The sequence below is a fragment of the Klebsiella sp. 2019SCSN059 genome (assembly GCF_021739525.1).
In the GTDB taxonomy this organism is placed as follows: domain Bacteria; phylum Pseudomonadota; class Gammaproteobacteria; order Enterobacterales; family Enterobacteriaceae; genus Klebsiella; species Klebsiella quasipneumoniae.
Genome location: NZ_JAKKOM010000056.1, coordinates 1 through 15,941 on the forward strand (window position 1 = coordinate 1; position 15,941 = coordinate 15,941).

Consider the following 15,941-nt stretch of genomic DNA (forward strand, 5'->3'; position numbering starts at 1 on the left):
GACTTCACAGACGGATTTGCTCAAGCACTATACGCTGAGTGATGAAGACCTTGGGCATATCAGGCTGCGTCGGCGCGCTCACAACAGGTTCGGCTTCGCCCTGCAATTGTGTGTCCTGCGCTATCCCGGCCGGGTGCTGGCTCCAGGCGAACTGATCCCTGCAGAGGTCATCGATGTAAAGGAAAGAAGAACAGCCATGGACATGACTTCAGCTCAGACATTCCGCTACTCAATCTCTGATGTCGGATGTCCATAGAAAGAACCTCTTTTCCAGGAAATTGGGGCTTGAAGTCCATACCTGCGCAATTGCACCCATTTGACCAGTCAATTGCATTGGTACTGACCACCGCGTGCATCCGACTTGGCCAGTGGGCAGCAGAGACGCAACAGGCAGAAACCGGCCAGAAGCAGTCAGTCAATCATGCGTTACAGTGATTTTTTGCAGCTCTTTATAGAGCCGTTAGCTGCTGCCACCAATAATCCATAGGCCTGCCAGTCGTCAGACAGTCTTATTCTCGATCAGACGATTGCCCCGTCGATGACCAGTAGCTCACCGGTGATGGAGCCAGAGTCCGGTCTTCGGATGCAGGACTCCTGGCTTTGCTCACTCAGCGCCGATCCCGGCCATCGGTTCAGTTTGGCCCCAGCCACCGCCCAGAGACCTGAACAGGTCAACCAGCGCAATCTGCCGTTCCGTGCTGATTTGAATTAGTGTGGTCTGGTTGCTAAAGGTGCTGCGCTGGGCGTCAAGATAACGCAGGTAGTCGTCCACGCCGCCCTCGTAACGCGCCTTAGCCAGGGCCATCGCAGCCTCGCTGGAACCGGCCAGAGCCTGGCGGGCAGCCTCCTCGCGGCGCAGGGTGTCGGTGGCGGCCAGGGCATCGGCCACTTCGCGGAAGGCGGTCTGGATGGTGCCTTCGTAGTCGGCCACCGCCGCGTCCTGGCGCACTTCGGCGAGGTCCAGGTTGGCGCGGTTGCGGCCACCGGCGAAGATCGGCAGCGACAGCGTCGGGGCAAAGCTCCAGGCCCGCGAGCCGCCATCGAACAATCCGGACAACTCGGCACTGGAGCTGCCCACCGAACCGGTCAGGCTGATCCGGGGAAAGAACGCGGCGCGAGCTGCACCGATATCGGCATTGCGCGCCTTGAGGCGGTGCTCGCTGGCGAGAATGTCCGGGCGCCGTTCGATCAGTTCCGAGCTGGTGCCGGGGGCGATGTCCTGCAGCACCATCAGGTCGTCGCGGGGCGTCGCGGGCAGCAGGCGAGCGGCATCTGGCGTGCCGAGCAACAGGACCAGGGCGTTGTCCGCCTGGCGTAACTGGCGTTCGGTGCTCTCGCGCTCGGCCCTAGCCTGTTCGGCAAGGCCGACCGCTTCCTGGTAATCCAGGGCGGTGGCGGCCCCCGCTGCACGGCGCTGGCTGACCAGCTCCAGCGAGGCCATGCGGCTGTCCAGGGTTTGTTCGACCAGGGCCATGCGGCGTAGCGCACCATCGCGGGTCAGGTAGGCCTGGATGACCTCGGCAACCAGGCTGATCTGCGTGGCACGGGTCGCCTCCTCGGTCGCCAGGTAGGTCTCCAGCGCGGCCTCGGAGAGGTTGCGCACGCGGCCGAACAGGTCGACTTCGTACTCCGCGAGGCCGAGGCCGACCTGATAGTTGCTGGTCACTTCCGAGCGCCCGGTCTGCGACAGATCGGCAGGCAGGCGCTGGCGGTTGCCGCTGGCATTGGCGTTGATCGAAGGCAGGCGATCAGCACGCTGGATGCGGTACTGGGCACGCGCAGCTTCGATATCCAGCAGCGCCTGGCGCAGGCTGCGGTTGTTGCTCAGCGCCGTATCCACCGCGCGGCGCAAGTCGGCATCGACGATGAAGGTCTGCCAGTCCAGCGCCTGGGCACGGGCGCCCTCCGCGTCGGCGGCTTGCCAGTGCGACGCGACCGGTGCCTGCGGGCGCTCGTAGGTCGGGGCCAGCGAACAACCCGCCAGGGCGGCGATGGCCAGGGGCAGCAGAGCGCGACGGAGCATGAAGTGAGAGGTCATCGCATTACTCCGCTTTATGCAGGGGATGGTTGTCGGTTTGCTGAGGTTTGGTGCGCAGCAGCGACAGCACCCAGACGAAGAAGATCGGCACGAAGATCACCCCGAGCATGGTCGCGCTGAGCATCCCGCCCAGCACCCCGGTGCCCAGTGCGCGCTGGCTCGCAGCGCCGGCGCCAGTGGCGATGGCCAGCGGCACCACGCCGAGCATGAACGCCATGGAGGTCATGATGATCGGGCGGAAACGCAGGCGCGCGGCTTCGACAGCAGCATCGCGCAGCGAGTAGCCGTCTTCCCACAGGTCCTTGGCGAACTCGACGATGAGAATGGCGTTCTTCGCCGCCAGGCCGATCACGGTGATCAGGCCGACCTTGAAGTACACGTCGTTGGGCAGGCCGATAGCAGTCACCGCCAGTACCGCGCCGAGTGCGCCGACCGGCACGATCAGCATCACCGTCAGCGGGATCGCCCAGCTCTCGTAGAGCGCCACCAGCAGCAGGAACACCACGGTGATGGCCAGGGCGAACAGCATCGTCGCCTGCCCGCTGGCGACCCGCTCCTGATACGACAGCCCGGTCCACTCGTAACCGATACCTTCGGGCAGCTCGGCAGCGATGCGCTCCAGTTCGAGCATCGCCTCGCCAGTGCTCACGCCGGGCGCGGCGTCACCGGCAATGCGGATCGACGGGTAACCGTTGTAACGCGCGACCTGCACCGGGCCTTCTTCCCAGCTCGTGGTGACGAAAGCACTCAGCGGTACCAGGCTGCCGCTGTCGTTGGGCACATGCAGGCGCAGGACGCTTTCCGGTGTCATGCGCTCGGCCTGTTCGGCCTGTACCACCACGCGCTGCTGGCGGCCGGCGTTGGCGAAGTCGTTGATCACCGACGAGCCGAACGCAGTGGACAGCGCGCTGCTGATCGCTTCGAAGCTGACTCCCAGCGTGCGCGCCTGCTCACGGTCGATCACCAGGCGCAGCTGCGGCGCCTCGGCCAGACCTTCCATCATGGCGTAGAGGAACTTCGGATTGCCGTTGACCTTGCCCAGCACTTCATCGCGCGCTGCCAACAGGGCATCGCGGCCAAGGCCGGCGCGGTCCTGCAGGCGCAGGGCGAAACCACCCGAGTTGCCCAGGCCTTCGACCGGCGGTGGCGGCACCGCCATGATCGCGCCGTCATCGAGGTTGGCGAAGTGCTGGTTGACCGCAGCCGACTCGGCTTCCGGCGACTGCGAAGAATCTCGCTCGGACCAGTCCTTGAGCAGCGGGAAGGCAATGGCCGCGTTCTCGCCCATGCCGGAGAAGCTGAAGCCAAGCACCAGGAAGGTCGTCTGCACGGCCTCGCGGGCCATCAGAAATGACTCCAGCTCTCCACCAGCGGCCGAGGTACGCTCACGGGTGGCGCCGGGCGGCAGCTGGATGTCGACGATCATGTAACCCTGGTCTTCCACCGGCACGAAGGATTCCGGCAGGCGCATGTAGAGAAAGCCCATCAGCACCACCACGCCCAGGTAGATGAACATCACCCTCCCGGCTCGCGGCACCAGCTTGTCGTTGAGCTTCGTGTAGCGGCTGGTCAGGCTGGTGAACTTGCGGTTGAACCAGCCGAAGAAGCCAGTCTTCTCGTGATGGCCTACAGGAATCGGCTTGAGCAGCGTGGCGCACAGCGCCGGGGTGAAGGTCAGCGCGAGAAAGCCCGAGAACAGAATCGACACCGCCAGCGACAGCGAGAACTGCTGGTAGATCACCCCCACCGAACCCGCCATGAAGGCCAGCGGCAGGAACACCGCCGACAGAACCAGGGTGATACCGATGATCGCCCCGGACACCTGCCCCATCGCCTTGATGGTCGCCGGCACCGGCGCCAGGCCTTCCTCGGCCATGATCCGCTCGACGTTCTCCACCACCACGATGGCGTCGTCCACCAAGATGCCGATGGCCAGCACCATGCCGAACATGGTCATCATGTTCACCGAGAAGCCAAGCAGGTACATGAAGGTCAGGGTACCAAGCAGACACACCGGCACGACGATGGACGGGATCAGGGTGTAGCGCACGTTCTGCAGGAACAGGAACATCACCAGGAACACCAGCACCATGGCCTCGATGAGGGTCATGATGACCTTGTCGATGGCCACGTCGACGAAGCGCGAGGTGTCGTACGGCACGGAGAACTCGACGTTGTCCGGGAAGTTGGCCGACAGCTCGGTCAGACGCTGCTTGACCGCCTCGGCGGTCTGGATCGCGTTGGCACCGGGCGACAGCTGCACGGCGGCGGCAACGGCGGGCTTGCCGTCCTGGCGCGAGCCGAAGTTGTAGTCCTGGCTGCCGACCTCGATGCGTGCCACGTCGCCCAGGGTCAGGCGCGAGCCGTCCTGGTTGGCACGCAGCACGATGGCGGCGAATTCCTCGGGGTTGTCCAGGGTGCCCTTGACGGTCAGCGTCGCGGTCAGCTCCTGCTCGCTGGAGCCCGGCGTGCTGCCGAAGGCGCCGGCCGGCACCTGCACGTTCTGGGTGCGGATGGCGTTGTTGACGTCGTCGATGGACAGGCCGTAACCGACCAGTTTCTGCGGGTCGATCCACACGCGCATGGCGGCTTCGGAGTCGAAGAACTGCAGCTTGCCGACACCGGGCAGACGGCGAATCTCGTTGTTGACGTTACGTACCGCGTAGTCCGCCAGTGCCGTGGTGTTGGCGTTCTTGTCGCCATCCTTGTAGCGCAGCGAATAGATCAGCAGAAAGCCGGCGGTGGCCTGCTCGGTCTGGATGCCGAGGGTCAGCACGGCCTGCGGCATGCGCGCCTCGGCCTTCTTCAGACGGTTCTGCACGTCGACCTGGGCCAGTTCGGGGTCGGTCCCCGGCTGGAAGGTGACGGTGATCTCGGCTATGCCGTTGGCGTTGCTGGTGGACTCGAAGTACAGCAGGTTCTTGGCGCCGTTGAGTTCTTCCTCGATGACGCTGGTCACCGAGTCGGTCAGCACCTGCGCCGAGGCGCCGGGATAGGTGGCGGTCACGGTAATCTGCGGCGGCGCCACGTTGGGGTACTGTGCCACCGGCAGGAACGGAATGACCAGCAGGCCACCTAGCGAGATGAACAGGGCGACTACCCAGGCAAAATTGGGGCGTCGGATGAAAAACAGGGGCATGAATGGTTCTCCGGCTTACTGGGCCTGGGACTGTGGAGCTTTTTCGGCGGCGCCTTGCTCGCGTGGGATGACCTTGGCGCCCGGACGGATAGCCGCCAGCGAGCTGGTGATCACCTTGTCGCCGGCCTGCAGGCCCTCGCTGATCTGCCAGCGCGAGCCTTGCATGGCGCCAGTAGTGACCTGGCGCACCTCGACGGTATCGCCCTCGCCCAGCAGCATCACGCTGGCCTGGCCGTCAGCCGAACGCTGCACGGCACGTTGCGGCACCAGGATGGCGTTCTGGTTGAGCCCCTGCGGCGTGCGCACACGCACGTACATACCCGGCAGCAGCACGCCCTCGGGGTTGTCGAACTGGCCTCGCAGGGCGATCTGCCCGGTGCTGCGATCCACCGAGATATCGGTGAACAGCAGCGTGCCCTTGCGCTCGATATCGGTACCGTCGACACGCAGCGACAGCGGCTGGTCGCTCGCACCGGCAACCTTGCCCTCGGCGATTGCCGCGCGCAGGCGCAGGGCATCGGCAGCAGGCTGGGTGAAGTCGGCGTACACCGGATCGAGTTGCTGGATACGTGCCAGCAGCGTGGCTTCGCCCTGGCCTACCAGAGCCCCTTCGGTGACCTGGGCGCGACCGATACGCCCGGCGATGGGGGCGCGAACCTCGGCATAACCCAGGTCCAGGCGGGCAGTTTCGACATTGGCCTGGGCCGAGCGCTTGTCGGCCTGGGCGCTCTGCAGAGCGGCCATGGCGTTGTCGAAATCCTGCTGGCTGACGGCGTCGATCTTCACCAGTGGTTCGTAACGGCGAACCATCGCCTGAGCCTGGAACAGCTGCGCCTCGGCGCGAGCCAGTTCACCTTGCGCCCGCGACAGGGCCGCCTTGAACGGCGCAGGGTCGATCTGGAACAGCACGTCACCGGCCTTCACGTCGGCCCCTTCCTCGAAGGTGCGCTTGAGCACGATCCCCGCCACCCGCGCGCGCACCTCGGCGACACGCACCGGCTCGATGCGCCCTGGTAGCTCGGCGAACACTGTGAAGGGCTCGGTCTTCACGCTGAGCACATCGACTTCACGCGCTGGCGCCTCTTCCCGTTGCTCTTCGGGCTTGTCGCAGCCAACCAGGGTCACGGCGACCAAACAGGAGATCACGGAAAAAGTGATCCATTCGCGGAATTTGTTCATATCTCACCCAAGCACGAAGCCAGTACGTAGTCGAAGCCGCGCATGATCCACGCAAAAATCAAATAAGTCAATATTGACTCATTTGATTTTGGTGTGAACAAAGCTAGTATCCTCTTTGAGAAAAATGAGTGTTCTAGGCAAAATACCCGCATCTGCCCGCGATAGATAAAGAGTGACCGATGGATTTAACTGCTGCCGATGAGAAATTGCTGAAGGCCCTGGCGATCGCCATCGTTGACCACCCGCGAGCCACGTTCAAAGAAATAGCCCAGGCAGCGGGGGTCAGCAAGGCGAGGCTCAACAGGTTTTGCGGCACCCGCGACAACCTGATCGAGATGCTTCTGAATCATGGTTCGGTGGTTATTTATAGGGTCATTGCCGATGCCGATCTTGAGGCGGCGCCCTTGGACGCATTGCATCGTCTGATCGAAGGCCATTTGATTCACAGGGAGTTGTTGGTATTCCTCTCATTCCAGTGGCGCCCGGACACGTTTGATTTAGATGCAGGCGGCTGCCGATGGCTGCCTTACTCGGAAACGCTGGACGAGTTCTTTCTCCGCGGGCAAAAACTGGGCGTATTCCGTATCGATATCGGTGCCCCGGCGCTTACCGAAATCTTCTCCTCCTTGATCTTCGGCCTGGTAGACGCCGAGCGCCGCGGCCGTATCGCACGCGCAGGTATGGCGGCGTTGATCGAGCAATTCTTCCTGAACGGGGCTTGCAACTACCAAACTTAACGGAAAGCAACGCTCAGTTTTTTTTCCAACGGGTTGGCGGTGTCCGTTTTTGGCCGTTCTCTGACGGTCGTGACAGTGACACGCCCTGGTCAAGTTGAACGCAATCCGTGGTCAACGCCAACCCAAATTGGTGGTCAAGAGGAGTGCAATTTCGCACATACCTGAGGACTGCTCACCACATCGCTTGCGTCGGTAGTAGCTTCCGCACTTTCCCCGTCTCTCACCGCTAAACAGCGCTTTCCGGTAGCGGACTTTAGAGCGGCTTGATACTGGCCAGCATGCAGAAATTCTGCCCGTGTAGCGTCACGACCGGACAAGCCACTAGGGTGGCGGTCAGGAAGGCAGGCAAACGGAACACGGCGAAGCACCTCGAAGGCGCTGGCCACTTGCCATCCAACTGGGCGCGGCCTTTAATCGGCGGATCTGGAAAGGAGACGGATATGCCATTGTTGGACGAGATTATTGGGTGGGCCGGCGGACTCAGACCCTGGCAGCAGGAAGCACTGCGCCGGATATTTGCCCGGGCCGAACTAACCCAAGATGACATCGAGACCATTCTGCGAATGGTTCGCGAGCAAGAACGGGAAGACGCAACCACGGGGGGAGCACGGCCATTCACGCTGGACGACGTACCAGGCGCCGGAAGTGGCGCAACCGTGCGGTTGGTGGGTGTCTCGGGGCTAGACCAGGTAAACGGCTTCCCGTCCGGTCGTGCCTTTGACCTCGCACCGGAGGGCATGACCATTTTCTTTGGTCATAACGGCGCCGGCAAATCCGGCTACGCCCGCGTCTTCAAGAATGCCTGCAACGCTCGGCATCGGGTGGAGGTCCTGCCCGACGCTTTTGGGGCGGCAACCCCAGCTAGACTGCCATCAGCAGATTTCGCCATTTTGGTGGATGGCACTCCGGAAACCGCACGTTGGGTCCAGAACGGGCCGGCCCATTTGCATTTGAGTTCGGTCTCGGTCTACGACGCGGCCTGTGCCAATGACTACATCGACGCGGAAGGGACCCCTGCATTTCAGCCCTACGGACTCACTCATCTGACGCGCCTGGTCCTACTTCAGCGTGATTTACAGGCACGGATTGGGACCGAACGCAATGCCTTGGCTCTGGATACCCGGCAATTCGAACCGCTGAAGGGTGACACCGAAGTCGGCCGCTACATCGCCAAATTAGGTGGGGACTCGGACCGCGCCGTGCTTGCTCGATTAGGGACGGTCGGTGACGATGAACTCCGGCGACTGGAGTTTCTGAAGCGGACATTACTGGAAAGCGATCCTGTGCCGCAGGCGCTGGCCTTGGAACGTTTGGCGACACGCTTGGACCAGGCGCAGCGTCGAGCCGAGGAAGTCCAGCGCTGGGTGAATGATCGTGCCATAGCACGGGCAAAGGAACTGATTACAACGGAAAAAACCGCGCATCTCGCCATGCAACTGGCGCAAGCGCGTCTTCAGGATCGAGACACACTGAACGCCATGGAGTTGCCGGTAACGTCCTCACCCACCGCCACGCTGCTGGAAGGCACAGGAGCTGAACTCTGGCAAACGATGTACCGAGCCGCTGAGGCTTTCTCTCAGCAGACGGCATACCCTGAACATCCCTTCCCGCACCTGGAACCGGACGCTTACTGCGTACTCTGCCAGCAACCTTATTCAACGGATGCCTCGGAGCGCATGCGGCGTTTCGCGGCATTTGTCGCCGACAGCGCCACGGCGGATGCGCAAGCCGCCACGCTTGCGCGCATGAACGCTCTAGGGAAGGTGCAGGCTGTCGATCTAAACGTTCTGGATGTGCCAACACGGGCTGACGTGGAGGAGCGACTGCCCGACCTACACGCTGCCATCACCGCAGCGGCATCGGTCTGGACCGCCCGGCATACTTGGGTTAGCCAAGCCCTGCAAACTGGAAACTGGTCCCCCGAGTCAGAACCGCTTCCTATCGAAGCAAACCTCGATAGTCTCTTCGCCGCCAAAGCTGCTTCGCTCCGAGTCGACGCCAATACCCTGCGGACCTCTGCCGATCCCGCTCTACGCTTGGCGCTGACCCAAGAACTGGCAGAGCTAGAAGCCCGACAACGCCTCGCCAACCAGCTTGGCGCGGTGGAGCGCTTTGTTCAGGACAGTCAGGTCCATGCCACATTGAGCCGCTGCCATGCCGCCCTCAACCCAGCGGCAGTGTCACGCAAACTGACGTCCCTGGCGGCGACGCATGTGACCGAGGCTCTGGCCGCTTCTATGAATGCTGAGTTGAAAGCCCTGGGCTATAAGCGACGGGTGCAACCCGACCTGAGCGGGCGCACAGAGCTGGGGGTGACCAAGGTCACGCTGCGCCTGCAGGAAATCACGGCGAAAGCCTCCAAGGTGCTGTCAGAGGGCGAGCAGCGCGCGTTGGGGATGGCTATGTTCCTCGCCGAGCTCGAATCCCTGCCACATACTTCGACCGTTATTTTCGACGATCCGTCTACGTCGCTGGATCACGTATATCGTCGGGCCATAGCTCGGCGTTTGGTAGCGCTGGCTGAGACCCGCCAAGTGCTGGTGTTCACCCATGATGCGGTGTTCCTGACCGAGCTCGCGATGGCGCTTCAGCGCGCTGATCGCTCGGCCAGCTACAAGACCATCGGTTGGGACGAGTCGCCGGGACTAGTGAGCGAGGGGCTGACGTGGACGACGATGGACACCAAGGCCCGCCTGGCCGATCTCGAAAGTCGTGCGAAAGCACTGAACGTTCCGGTCGGCAGCGACCCGGATGATGAGCTTGAGCGGCAAATCGCATCGGGATACTCAAGCCTCCGAGGCACTGTCGAGCGCGCCATACGCGAGGTTTTTTTGAACAATACCGTCCAGCCGTTCAGCGATGTGGTGAGCGTAGAAGCATTTGGTGCTGTCATTGGCCACCCCGCAGAGGAGTGGGAGCAGTTGCTGGCAGTGTATGCGCGGGCCTGCGAAGCTACCGAGGCCCACGACACCCCAGGCGAGCGCCAACTACCGCTTCCCGCGCGTGAGGAGTTGCTCGGCGATATCGCCCAGGTCCTGGAATTAATCAAAAACGCGACTAAACGCCGAACTGCCTACGAGAATCTACGCCGGGAGCGGACCGCGCAACGCAAGAAGCTCTTCGGCGGCTAGCCCGACGTTTCATGCCGGGCTGGTCGGGCATGGCTGTGTTTCTTTCGAATATTGCGAGCTCTCCGTTTCAAAGTTTTTTGTGGCCTCGCGGATCAAGAGGAAGCACATTGGAGGCCGGCAGTTGGCGCTCCAAGTCCGCAATACGGTCGTACAGCTCAAGAATGGTGGCGTCGGCCTCACTGAGTAGGCTGGCTAGGTGGTCACGCTGCTGCGTGATTTCCTCGATCCGTTCTCGAAGTCCACGATTTTTTCTGCGGGCTAATAAGCTGACTTGGCGCACTGATGGCGGACGTTGCTCAGCGTGTCCTTCCACGTACTTTTGGATCTCAGCGATCAGTAGGGGGAAACGAGCTTTTTTCAGTGCAGAGGGGTCGCTGCCGGCCTCCTTGGCAACGTTGTTCTGACTTACGGGCGTCCCCTTCGGCAGTCGTTCGGGCTTGTTGCTCTTCAGCCGCTCGAACGCTGCGCGATACTGCTCGCCGGCACTCATTCGCTTAGCCGGGTCAGCGGATTCATGTTTGCCGGATGACATGGCGATAATTCTCCACACTACGTTTCTGGGCTTCCAACGAAGTCCTTAGCGGACTGTCTACCTCGGCAGCGGCCAGGCGCTCATCCAATACCGCCTCCAACACTTCGACTTCGTCGAGTTGCTCGGGGTCATAGAGAACGTCCGCACATGGTTTGGTTTCTCCGGGGGAGTCGCCCCCTCCGCAGCGAGCGATATTGTCGATGCCCCCATAGGGACAGGGGGTACGGCTCGTGCAGATGCCCAGCAAAATCGGTCGATGAGTGACCGTCCCCTTCTTAGCCAGATTGATCGCTTTCTTAGCATCAGAGGCTGAGATTAGGCGGACAATCTCAGATTTTCGCTTCTCGCCGTGGGGGCTGACGAATCGGTTGCTCGTCAGCTGTTGCAGCTGCCTACCCAAAGTTTCGTACATGGTGCGGACGTAGTAGGTATGGGCCTTCTCTTCCAGCCGTACCCTGGAATGGTTTTGCCCGTAGTAGAGACTCATCGCTCTGGCGACGTGCTTTAGCTGAAACTGCAATGAAGCGTCGCTGACCAGCCCGGATGCCTGCATATTCACTGCGCCGGTTCGTCGGAGTTGATGCCAGGCCAACGGCCAGATTTTGCCGACCGCAAACTCGTCGGTCAGCGTCGGCGTCACCAACCGAGCCAATTCGAAATCTTCCGGCGTAATGCGCAATTGCTCACGGTCGAACAGCTTGTCGAACCACTGAAGCACATGGGCATAGCTCGGAATCGATGGCCGAATCGTGCGGTTGATCTTGGTGAACTTCGTTCCCCACGGTTCAAGGCAATAATCAAGCAGATAGCGCTTGGCCGGATCATCCGGCACCGAGGCCTCGCCGGGGGGAGAGTCGCATTCTGCGCGGAGGTCTGCGACCACACGCATGGCTTCAACTGCCACCTGAGCTGACGGGGACGTCACCCAAAGTGCCTCAGAATCCGACATCGTCTTGGTCGTTCGTCCGCACAATACATGGATGTCGCCAAACTGCGGATCACGTTCTATGTGCAAGCAATCGGCGCGCAGGTTCCAAGCCTCTTCGACTCGCATGAGGCTGAAGTTCAGCAGATAGCACAGTCCAGATCGACTCACGAGGTTGAGGTAGCGACTCAGAGTTTGAATGCGAATTTCGTCGTCGCTCACTCCCAGCCAGCGACGAAATAGTTCCACCATGCCAAACCGATGCGCGGTGTCGATGAATGGGCCGTAGTACTGCCGCCCAGTCCACTTTCCGTTTGATCCATCCGACGGCCACTGAAACGGATAGAACGATTGTGGCCTGCGTTGTCCTTGGAGACTGGCAGAGTTGTGCCGATAGGCAGCCAGACAGAAGCGGAAGCACTCCTCGACTTGGCCTCGATGCGCCAAAAAGTCATCCAGGCATTCGCGCAAGCGTGTGATTTGATAGTGCCAAATGCGGGGCGGGATATAGGGGGTCTGGAGCTTCTGGTGGTCGGGCATGGCCGCTGCGAGGCGTGCCAACCCTGCGCGATCCAACAAGGTGAACCCCAGCGCATCCCGCCGCTCGTACAGTTCGTGCAGCAATGCCAAGAACTCACCGGACCGGGAAGCCTGGAGCACCTCCGGGAGACGGTCGGCAACGCGCGGAAAATGACTCAGTTCGGATGCGAGAATGCCTTCTTGAGTGCACAAGACGAACAGCCGACGCATCTGGTCGAAGCGCGTTTTCAGGCCTCGGTATCCACGGGCTCCATTGGGGCCGTATAGCCACCAGCCGATTACGGTCCGCAATAAATCGGCGTTCGCAGGATCGATCGCGGCGACATATTTCTTAGCTGGGCCATCGCCGAAATTGAGAGTGAGCCGTTTTCCCGCCCATGGGTCGAGCCGCCAAATGGCATCGCCCCAACGGCTCACCACCTGGCCAGCGGCATCTATGATGACCGGCCAATCACGCTGCGGTGGCCAGCACGGCGGACGGTAGTTCGGCGCATCAGGAATCGCTAGGGGCGAGTCGATGCCGAGGCCAAGTTCGGAAAGAATATTTTTCGTCATGCTGATCTTTGTCGCAGTTCTGCCAATCGGATGAAGCCATCCCAGGCCGGGTGGTAGTCACCTTCACTTATGCGCGCTCTGGCTTCTTCGACCCAAAGCCTGCGGACCTCGCTACTTTCTTCGAAGAAGCGCAGTTTGGCCGTCAGCCGATCGATCACCAGCAGGGCCGGATGCTCTGTCGTCAGGTGCTTACCCGAACTGGATGGGCGGTAGCGTGCCAGTTCAAGCGATTTGAGGTGGCGCAAGCTACCGAGAGACCACACATGATCCTCACTTTCGATATCCCGGTGCTGGGTACAGAACAGGCAACCGGCAGCATTGATGCAGTCGGGTCGCGGACCATTCTTCGGCATCGTGCCCACTGGTTCAGGTGTGGCCGATACACATCTACCAGGAGCAGGAGGTGAAAGGGACGGATCGGTTTGCTGATGGAAGCGCGTAATTTCCACCATAGCGATCTGCGGATGGGGGTCGGCATATACGCGTATCAGCGTTTGCACCGTATGCTGGGCCAACTCCGCAACCTGTTGGGGATTCTGGGACTCCCGAAGCAACCAGTTGATGCGCGTCCCGCGCAGTTTTCGCGGTCTCACTATCGGTATGCCAAGCTCGCGGCAGATGCGCGTAACGTTCGTGAACTGCGTCGCCTCTTCTAGGATTCGTCCCCCGCTACGTATAAGCGGAAAGAGCAAACCATCCGGCTCATTGGGAAACCATTCGGAACGCCATTCGAGATAGCGCTCGAACCACTCTCGATAACTGGCAAAGATCTCGAATAGCACTTCTCCTTCCCGTCGATTTTTGTAGGTACGTACCTGGTAGCCGTCTATGTGGCTGGTGTAATGAAACTGCTCAACCCGCAGGGTATGTGCTTGCTGGAGGTTCAGACCGGTCTGGGCGATGAACATCAGCAATTCACTCTCGATCCGTAAATTGACGATGGGGAAACGGGTCCGCAGTGTCCGATCTGCATCGTGGGCGGCACGCGCCGCCAGGGATGCTTCGATTTGCGCTTGGTTTTGCGGCCTGGTACGGCGGGCCGCTACTTTCTCGGGGCTCTGCAATCCCGACCATAGTTCCAGCACTTGGCCGGTGCGTAACGAAATACAAACTGGGAGGGGGGCCATTGTCCCCCTCCAGGTCAATGCCTCGCATACGTCAGCTAGAAGGTGTCCGAATGCGAAGGTGTTTTGCAGATTCTGCTTGTCCGCTTTGCTCGTATGTACCTTGCCTTTGCCGCGCGGCTTGCGAATACGTGTGCTCTTGCTCAGGCTTGCTTGGCGGTCCAATGCTCGGTCCAGCATCGTCGCCGTGAGCCTGGTGAGATCGTACAGGGACCCATCGCTGAAATTGCGTTCGACTCGATGACGCTGGAGCAAGTGATCGGTCCAACGAATGAACGTGTCGGCCGCCGTCTCGAGACTGAGATTCACGTTTTCTGAATCGATCCAGGCAAAGAATCGGCGCAATGCACTGATCTTGTTCTGCACCGAGAAGCGACTTCCGCCACCAGCAAGGTCGTCAGTCATGTGCTCATGCAGCTGCGTCACCAGCTCGAAACGTTCCGGCAAGGGACTGCCGAGTTCGCCCTGCGCGATCTGGCGGCCCACATGCTTCACCTTTGCTGCTGCACCTCCGCGAAACAGCAGCGGCCGGAGGTCCCAGGGCGTTTCAGTGGCCCCATACTCAAGCATCGGGAAAGTGAGGTCGAATTCGGAACTATCCATCGTGCCGCGCCCCAGCGCCGATCCCGCTAAATGCCGCCATGAAGCTATTTGAGAGGGCTTGTTTGATCGGCAGTGCCTGTACGAATCGGATGTATTTGAAGGTGGTGGCTTCAGAGTTAGGCCCATGGAGCAACGCGTCGCTGACCGTCGCAATTACAATAGCGACATCGGCACAAGCCGATAGCGCCAGACGTGCCAATTCGGTACCGAAGGTGCAGCGCGACTGATGGAAGCGGAATTTACGGAGCACCTGTAGTTCTGCTTTGACGCCCCGTTTTCGAAACTCGGACATCTCAACATTCACAGCAGATGACTGATCGGTGCCGCGCCTGCCATAGGCGTTACCAAAGCGGGTCAAGAACAGCAAATCACGATTCTCGGGCGAGGCTTTCGCCTCTCGTTCCATCCTCCGCCAGCCTTTGGCATATTCCAGCAATTCATCACGCAACGCTTCGGGTATCCAGACCTGGCCAGTCACACCGAATTTCGTGTGCACTGGCGGAGCTGCGCCTGGACCAACTGCAAGGCGTAGAAGCCCTTCAGCGGAAGGGTCGGGGGCGGCGCGCTCCAGAGACTGAATCTTGAGATCACAGATGCTGCCGAGCCGCATCCCGGTAAAAAATCCAAGGGCCAACATGAGGTAGAGCTCGGGCGTGGCGTTCTCTGCGGCGAAATCCAGAATTGCATCGCGATCGGTCTCCGAGACTGGCAACAGCCCATCTTCAAGCGTTTGGCCTGGGCGCTTACGGTTCGGGATGCTGAGGTCGGTGGTGGTTCCGCTGATCGTTCGCTCGAACCCCACCCGGTCGAAGTATTTAACGACGTAGGGTTTTTCCCGCCACAGCTGGACGTGTGGAGAAAGAAGCTCCCTATGCCTTACCCACCGATAGAACATGATGCAATTGCGCATGTACTCAGACGCCGTGGATGGGCCGATCTGGCCGGCATCGCGCATCTTGATCAACGCCCCTCGGTATAGCACCAGGCAGCGGTCAGCTTTGCGAGCGGGAAACTCGAACCACTGCAAATCACGAGATTCAAGAAATTTAGCGTAATTGAGAAGGCCATTCATGTTACTGGCAACGGTCTTAAGAGAAGCGTCACCAGTCGTTGCTCGCTCCACTGCCCACAGGTTTGCCTCCCTCCAAGGTGCATAGTCTGCCCAAAAGATTTGGGGCAAGCCCTCAATGGATGGCCGGCTGCTACTGGGGGAGTATGCGACGGCGTTCTCTCTGCGCACGAGGTAATGGGGCACGAAATGAATGCGCTCTAGCGTCGCCATTCAACGCCCCTGGGACGCTTAACAATGTCCATAGATAGAACTCAATAGCTTAGGCGTCCGCACTATACAACTTACTCTTATCGAATTTATCGGAGCGCAGCTTGGCCTGGGTGCCGACGATCTCGTAGACTATGCTGCCCGCGAGGAAACACGGCA

General features: G+C 60.7%; 9 protein-coding genes and 1 pseudogene. 3 read left to right on the plus strand and 7 right to left on the minus strand.

Going from position 1 to position 15,941, the window contains the following annotated elements; all coding sequences use genetic code 11:
- Positions 1–169, plus strand: a pseudogene (locus L2I46_RS27785) (DUF4158 domain-containing protein); the annotation flags it as partial.
- 435 nt (positions 170–604) lie between these two features.
- Here L2I46_RS27785 and L2I46_RS27790 read toward each other — a convergent pair.
- The 3 genes from L2I46_RS27790 to L2I46_RS27800 are packed head-to-tail and all read right to left on the minus strand — an operon-like array spanning position 605 to position 6,356.
- Entirely contained in the window at positions 605–2,038 is a 1,434-nt protein-coding gene (locus tag L2I46_RS27790) for a multidrug efflux transporter outer membrane subunit TOprJ1 (RefSeq protein WP_003152694.1), read from the minus strand.
- Positions 2,039–2,042: 4 nt separating this feature from the next.
- Positions 2,043–5,177: a multidrug efflux RND transporter permease subunit TMexD1 gene (locus tag L2I46_RS27795; protein WP_118842627.1), complete on the minus strand. Its 3,135-nt coding sequence runs from the start codon at positions 5,175–5,177 to the stop codon at positions 2,043–2,045.
- A 15-nt stretch (positions 5,178–5,192) separates the two neighbouring features.
- Positions 5,193–6,356, minus strand: a complete 1,164-nt coding sequence (locus L2I46_RS27800; RefSeq protein ID WP_118842626.1) for a multidrug efflux RND transporter periplasmic adaptor subunit TMexC1 — start codon at positions 6,354–6,356, stop codon at positions 5,193–5,195.
- Positions 6,357–6,535: 179 nt separating this feature from the next.
- Here L2I46_RS27800 and L2I46_RS27805 point away from each other — a divergent pair, with 179 nt between their 5' ends.
- Together L2I46_RS27805 and L2I46_RS27810 are read left to right on the plus strand one after the other, a co-directional pair.
- Entirely contained in the window at positions 6,536–7,093 is a 558-nt protein-coding gene (locus L2I46_RS27805) for a TetR/AcrR family transcriptional regulator (protein WP_118842625.1), read from the plus strand.
- 440 nt (positions 7,094–7,533) lie between these two features.
- Positions 7,534–10,224: an AAA family ATPase gene (locus tag L2I46_RS27810; protein WP_058131653.1), complete on the plus strand. Its 2,691-nt coding sequence runs from the start codon at positions 7,534–7,536 to the stop codon at positions 10,222–10,224.
- Between the two features lie 67 nt (positions 10,225–10,291).
- Here L2I46_RS27810 and L2I46_RS27815 read toward each other — a convergent pair whose 3' ends face one another.
- Genes L2I46_RS27815 through L2I46_RS27830 form a run of 4 tightly spaced genes read right to left on the minus strand, consistent with a single transcriptional unit; the run spans position 10,292 to position 15,785 of the window.
- A complete protein-coding gene (locus L2I46_RS27815) occupies positions 10,292–10,756 on the minus strand; it encodes a hypothetical protein (protein WP_023443007.1) in 465 nt (154 codons plus the stop codon).
- Entirely contained in the window at positions 10,737–12,776 is a 2,040-nt protein-coding gene (locus L2I46_RS27820) for a hypothetical protein (RefSeq protein WP_034039551.1), read from the minus strand. The genes L2I46_RS27815 and L2I46_RS27820 overlap by 20 nt, the downstream gene beginning before the upstream one ends.
- The gene (locus L2I46_RS27825; protein WP_034039553.1) at positions 12,773–14,503 is read right to left on the minus strand and encodes a site-specific integrase; all 1,731 of its coding nucleotides are present in this window, start codon (positions 14,501–14,503) and stop codon (positions 12,773–12,775) included. The genes L2I46_RS27820 and L2I46_RS27825 overlap by 4 nt, the downstream gene beginning before the upstream one ends.
- Complete coding sequence (locus L2I46_RS27830; RefSeq protein ID WP_034039555.1) at positions 14,496–15,785, minus strand: site-specific integrase; 1,290 nt, start codon at positions 15,783–15,785, stop codon at positions 14,496–14,498. Before L2I46_RS27830 ends, L2I46_RS27825 begins: the two co-directional genes overlap by 8 nt.
- Between the last annotated feature and the right edge of the window lie 156 nt (positions 15,786–15,941).

Coding starts and splice junctions, on each gene's coding strand:
- L2I46_RS27790 (WP_003152694.1), bottom strand. CDS start 2,038: ATGACCTCTCACTTCATGCTCCGTCGCGCTCTGCTGCCCCTGGCCATC.
- L2I46_RS27795 (WP_118842627.1), bottom strand. CDS start 5,177: ATGCCCCTGTTTTTCATCCGACGCCCCAATTTTGCCTGGGTAGTCGCC.
- L2I46_RS27815 (WP_023443007.1), bottom strand. CDS start 10,756: ATGTCATCCGGCAAACATGAATCCGCTGACCCGGCTAAGCGAATGAGT.
- L2I46_RS27805 (WP_118842625.1), top strand. CDS start 6,536: ATGGATTTAACTGCTGCCGATGAGAAATTGCTGAAGGCCCTGGCGATC.
- L2I46_RS27810 (WP_058131653.1), top strand. CDS start 7,534: ATGCCATTGTTGGACGAGATTATTGGGTGGGCCGGCGGACTCAGACCC.
- L2I46_RS27830 (WP_034039555.1), bottom strand. CDS start 15,785: ATGGCGACGCTAGAGCGCATTCATTTCGTGCCCCATTACCTCGTGCGC.
- L2I46_RS27825 (WP_034039553.1), bottom strand. CDS start 14,503: ATGGATAGTTCCGAATTCGACCTCACTTTCCCGATGCTTGAGTATGGG.
- L2I46_RS27820 (WP_034039551.1), bottom strand. CDS start 12,776: ATGACGAAAAATATTCTTTCCGAACTTGGCCTCGGCATCGACTCGCCC.
- L2I46_RS27800 (WP_118842626.1), bottom strand. CDS start 6,356: ATGAACAAATTCCGCGAATGGATCACTTTTTCCGTGATCTCCTGTTTG.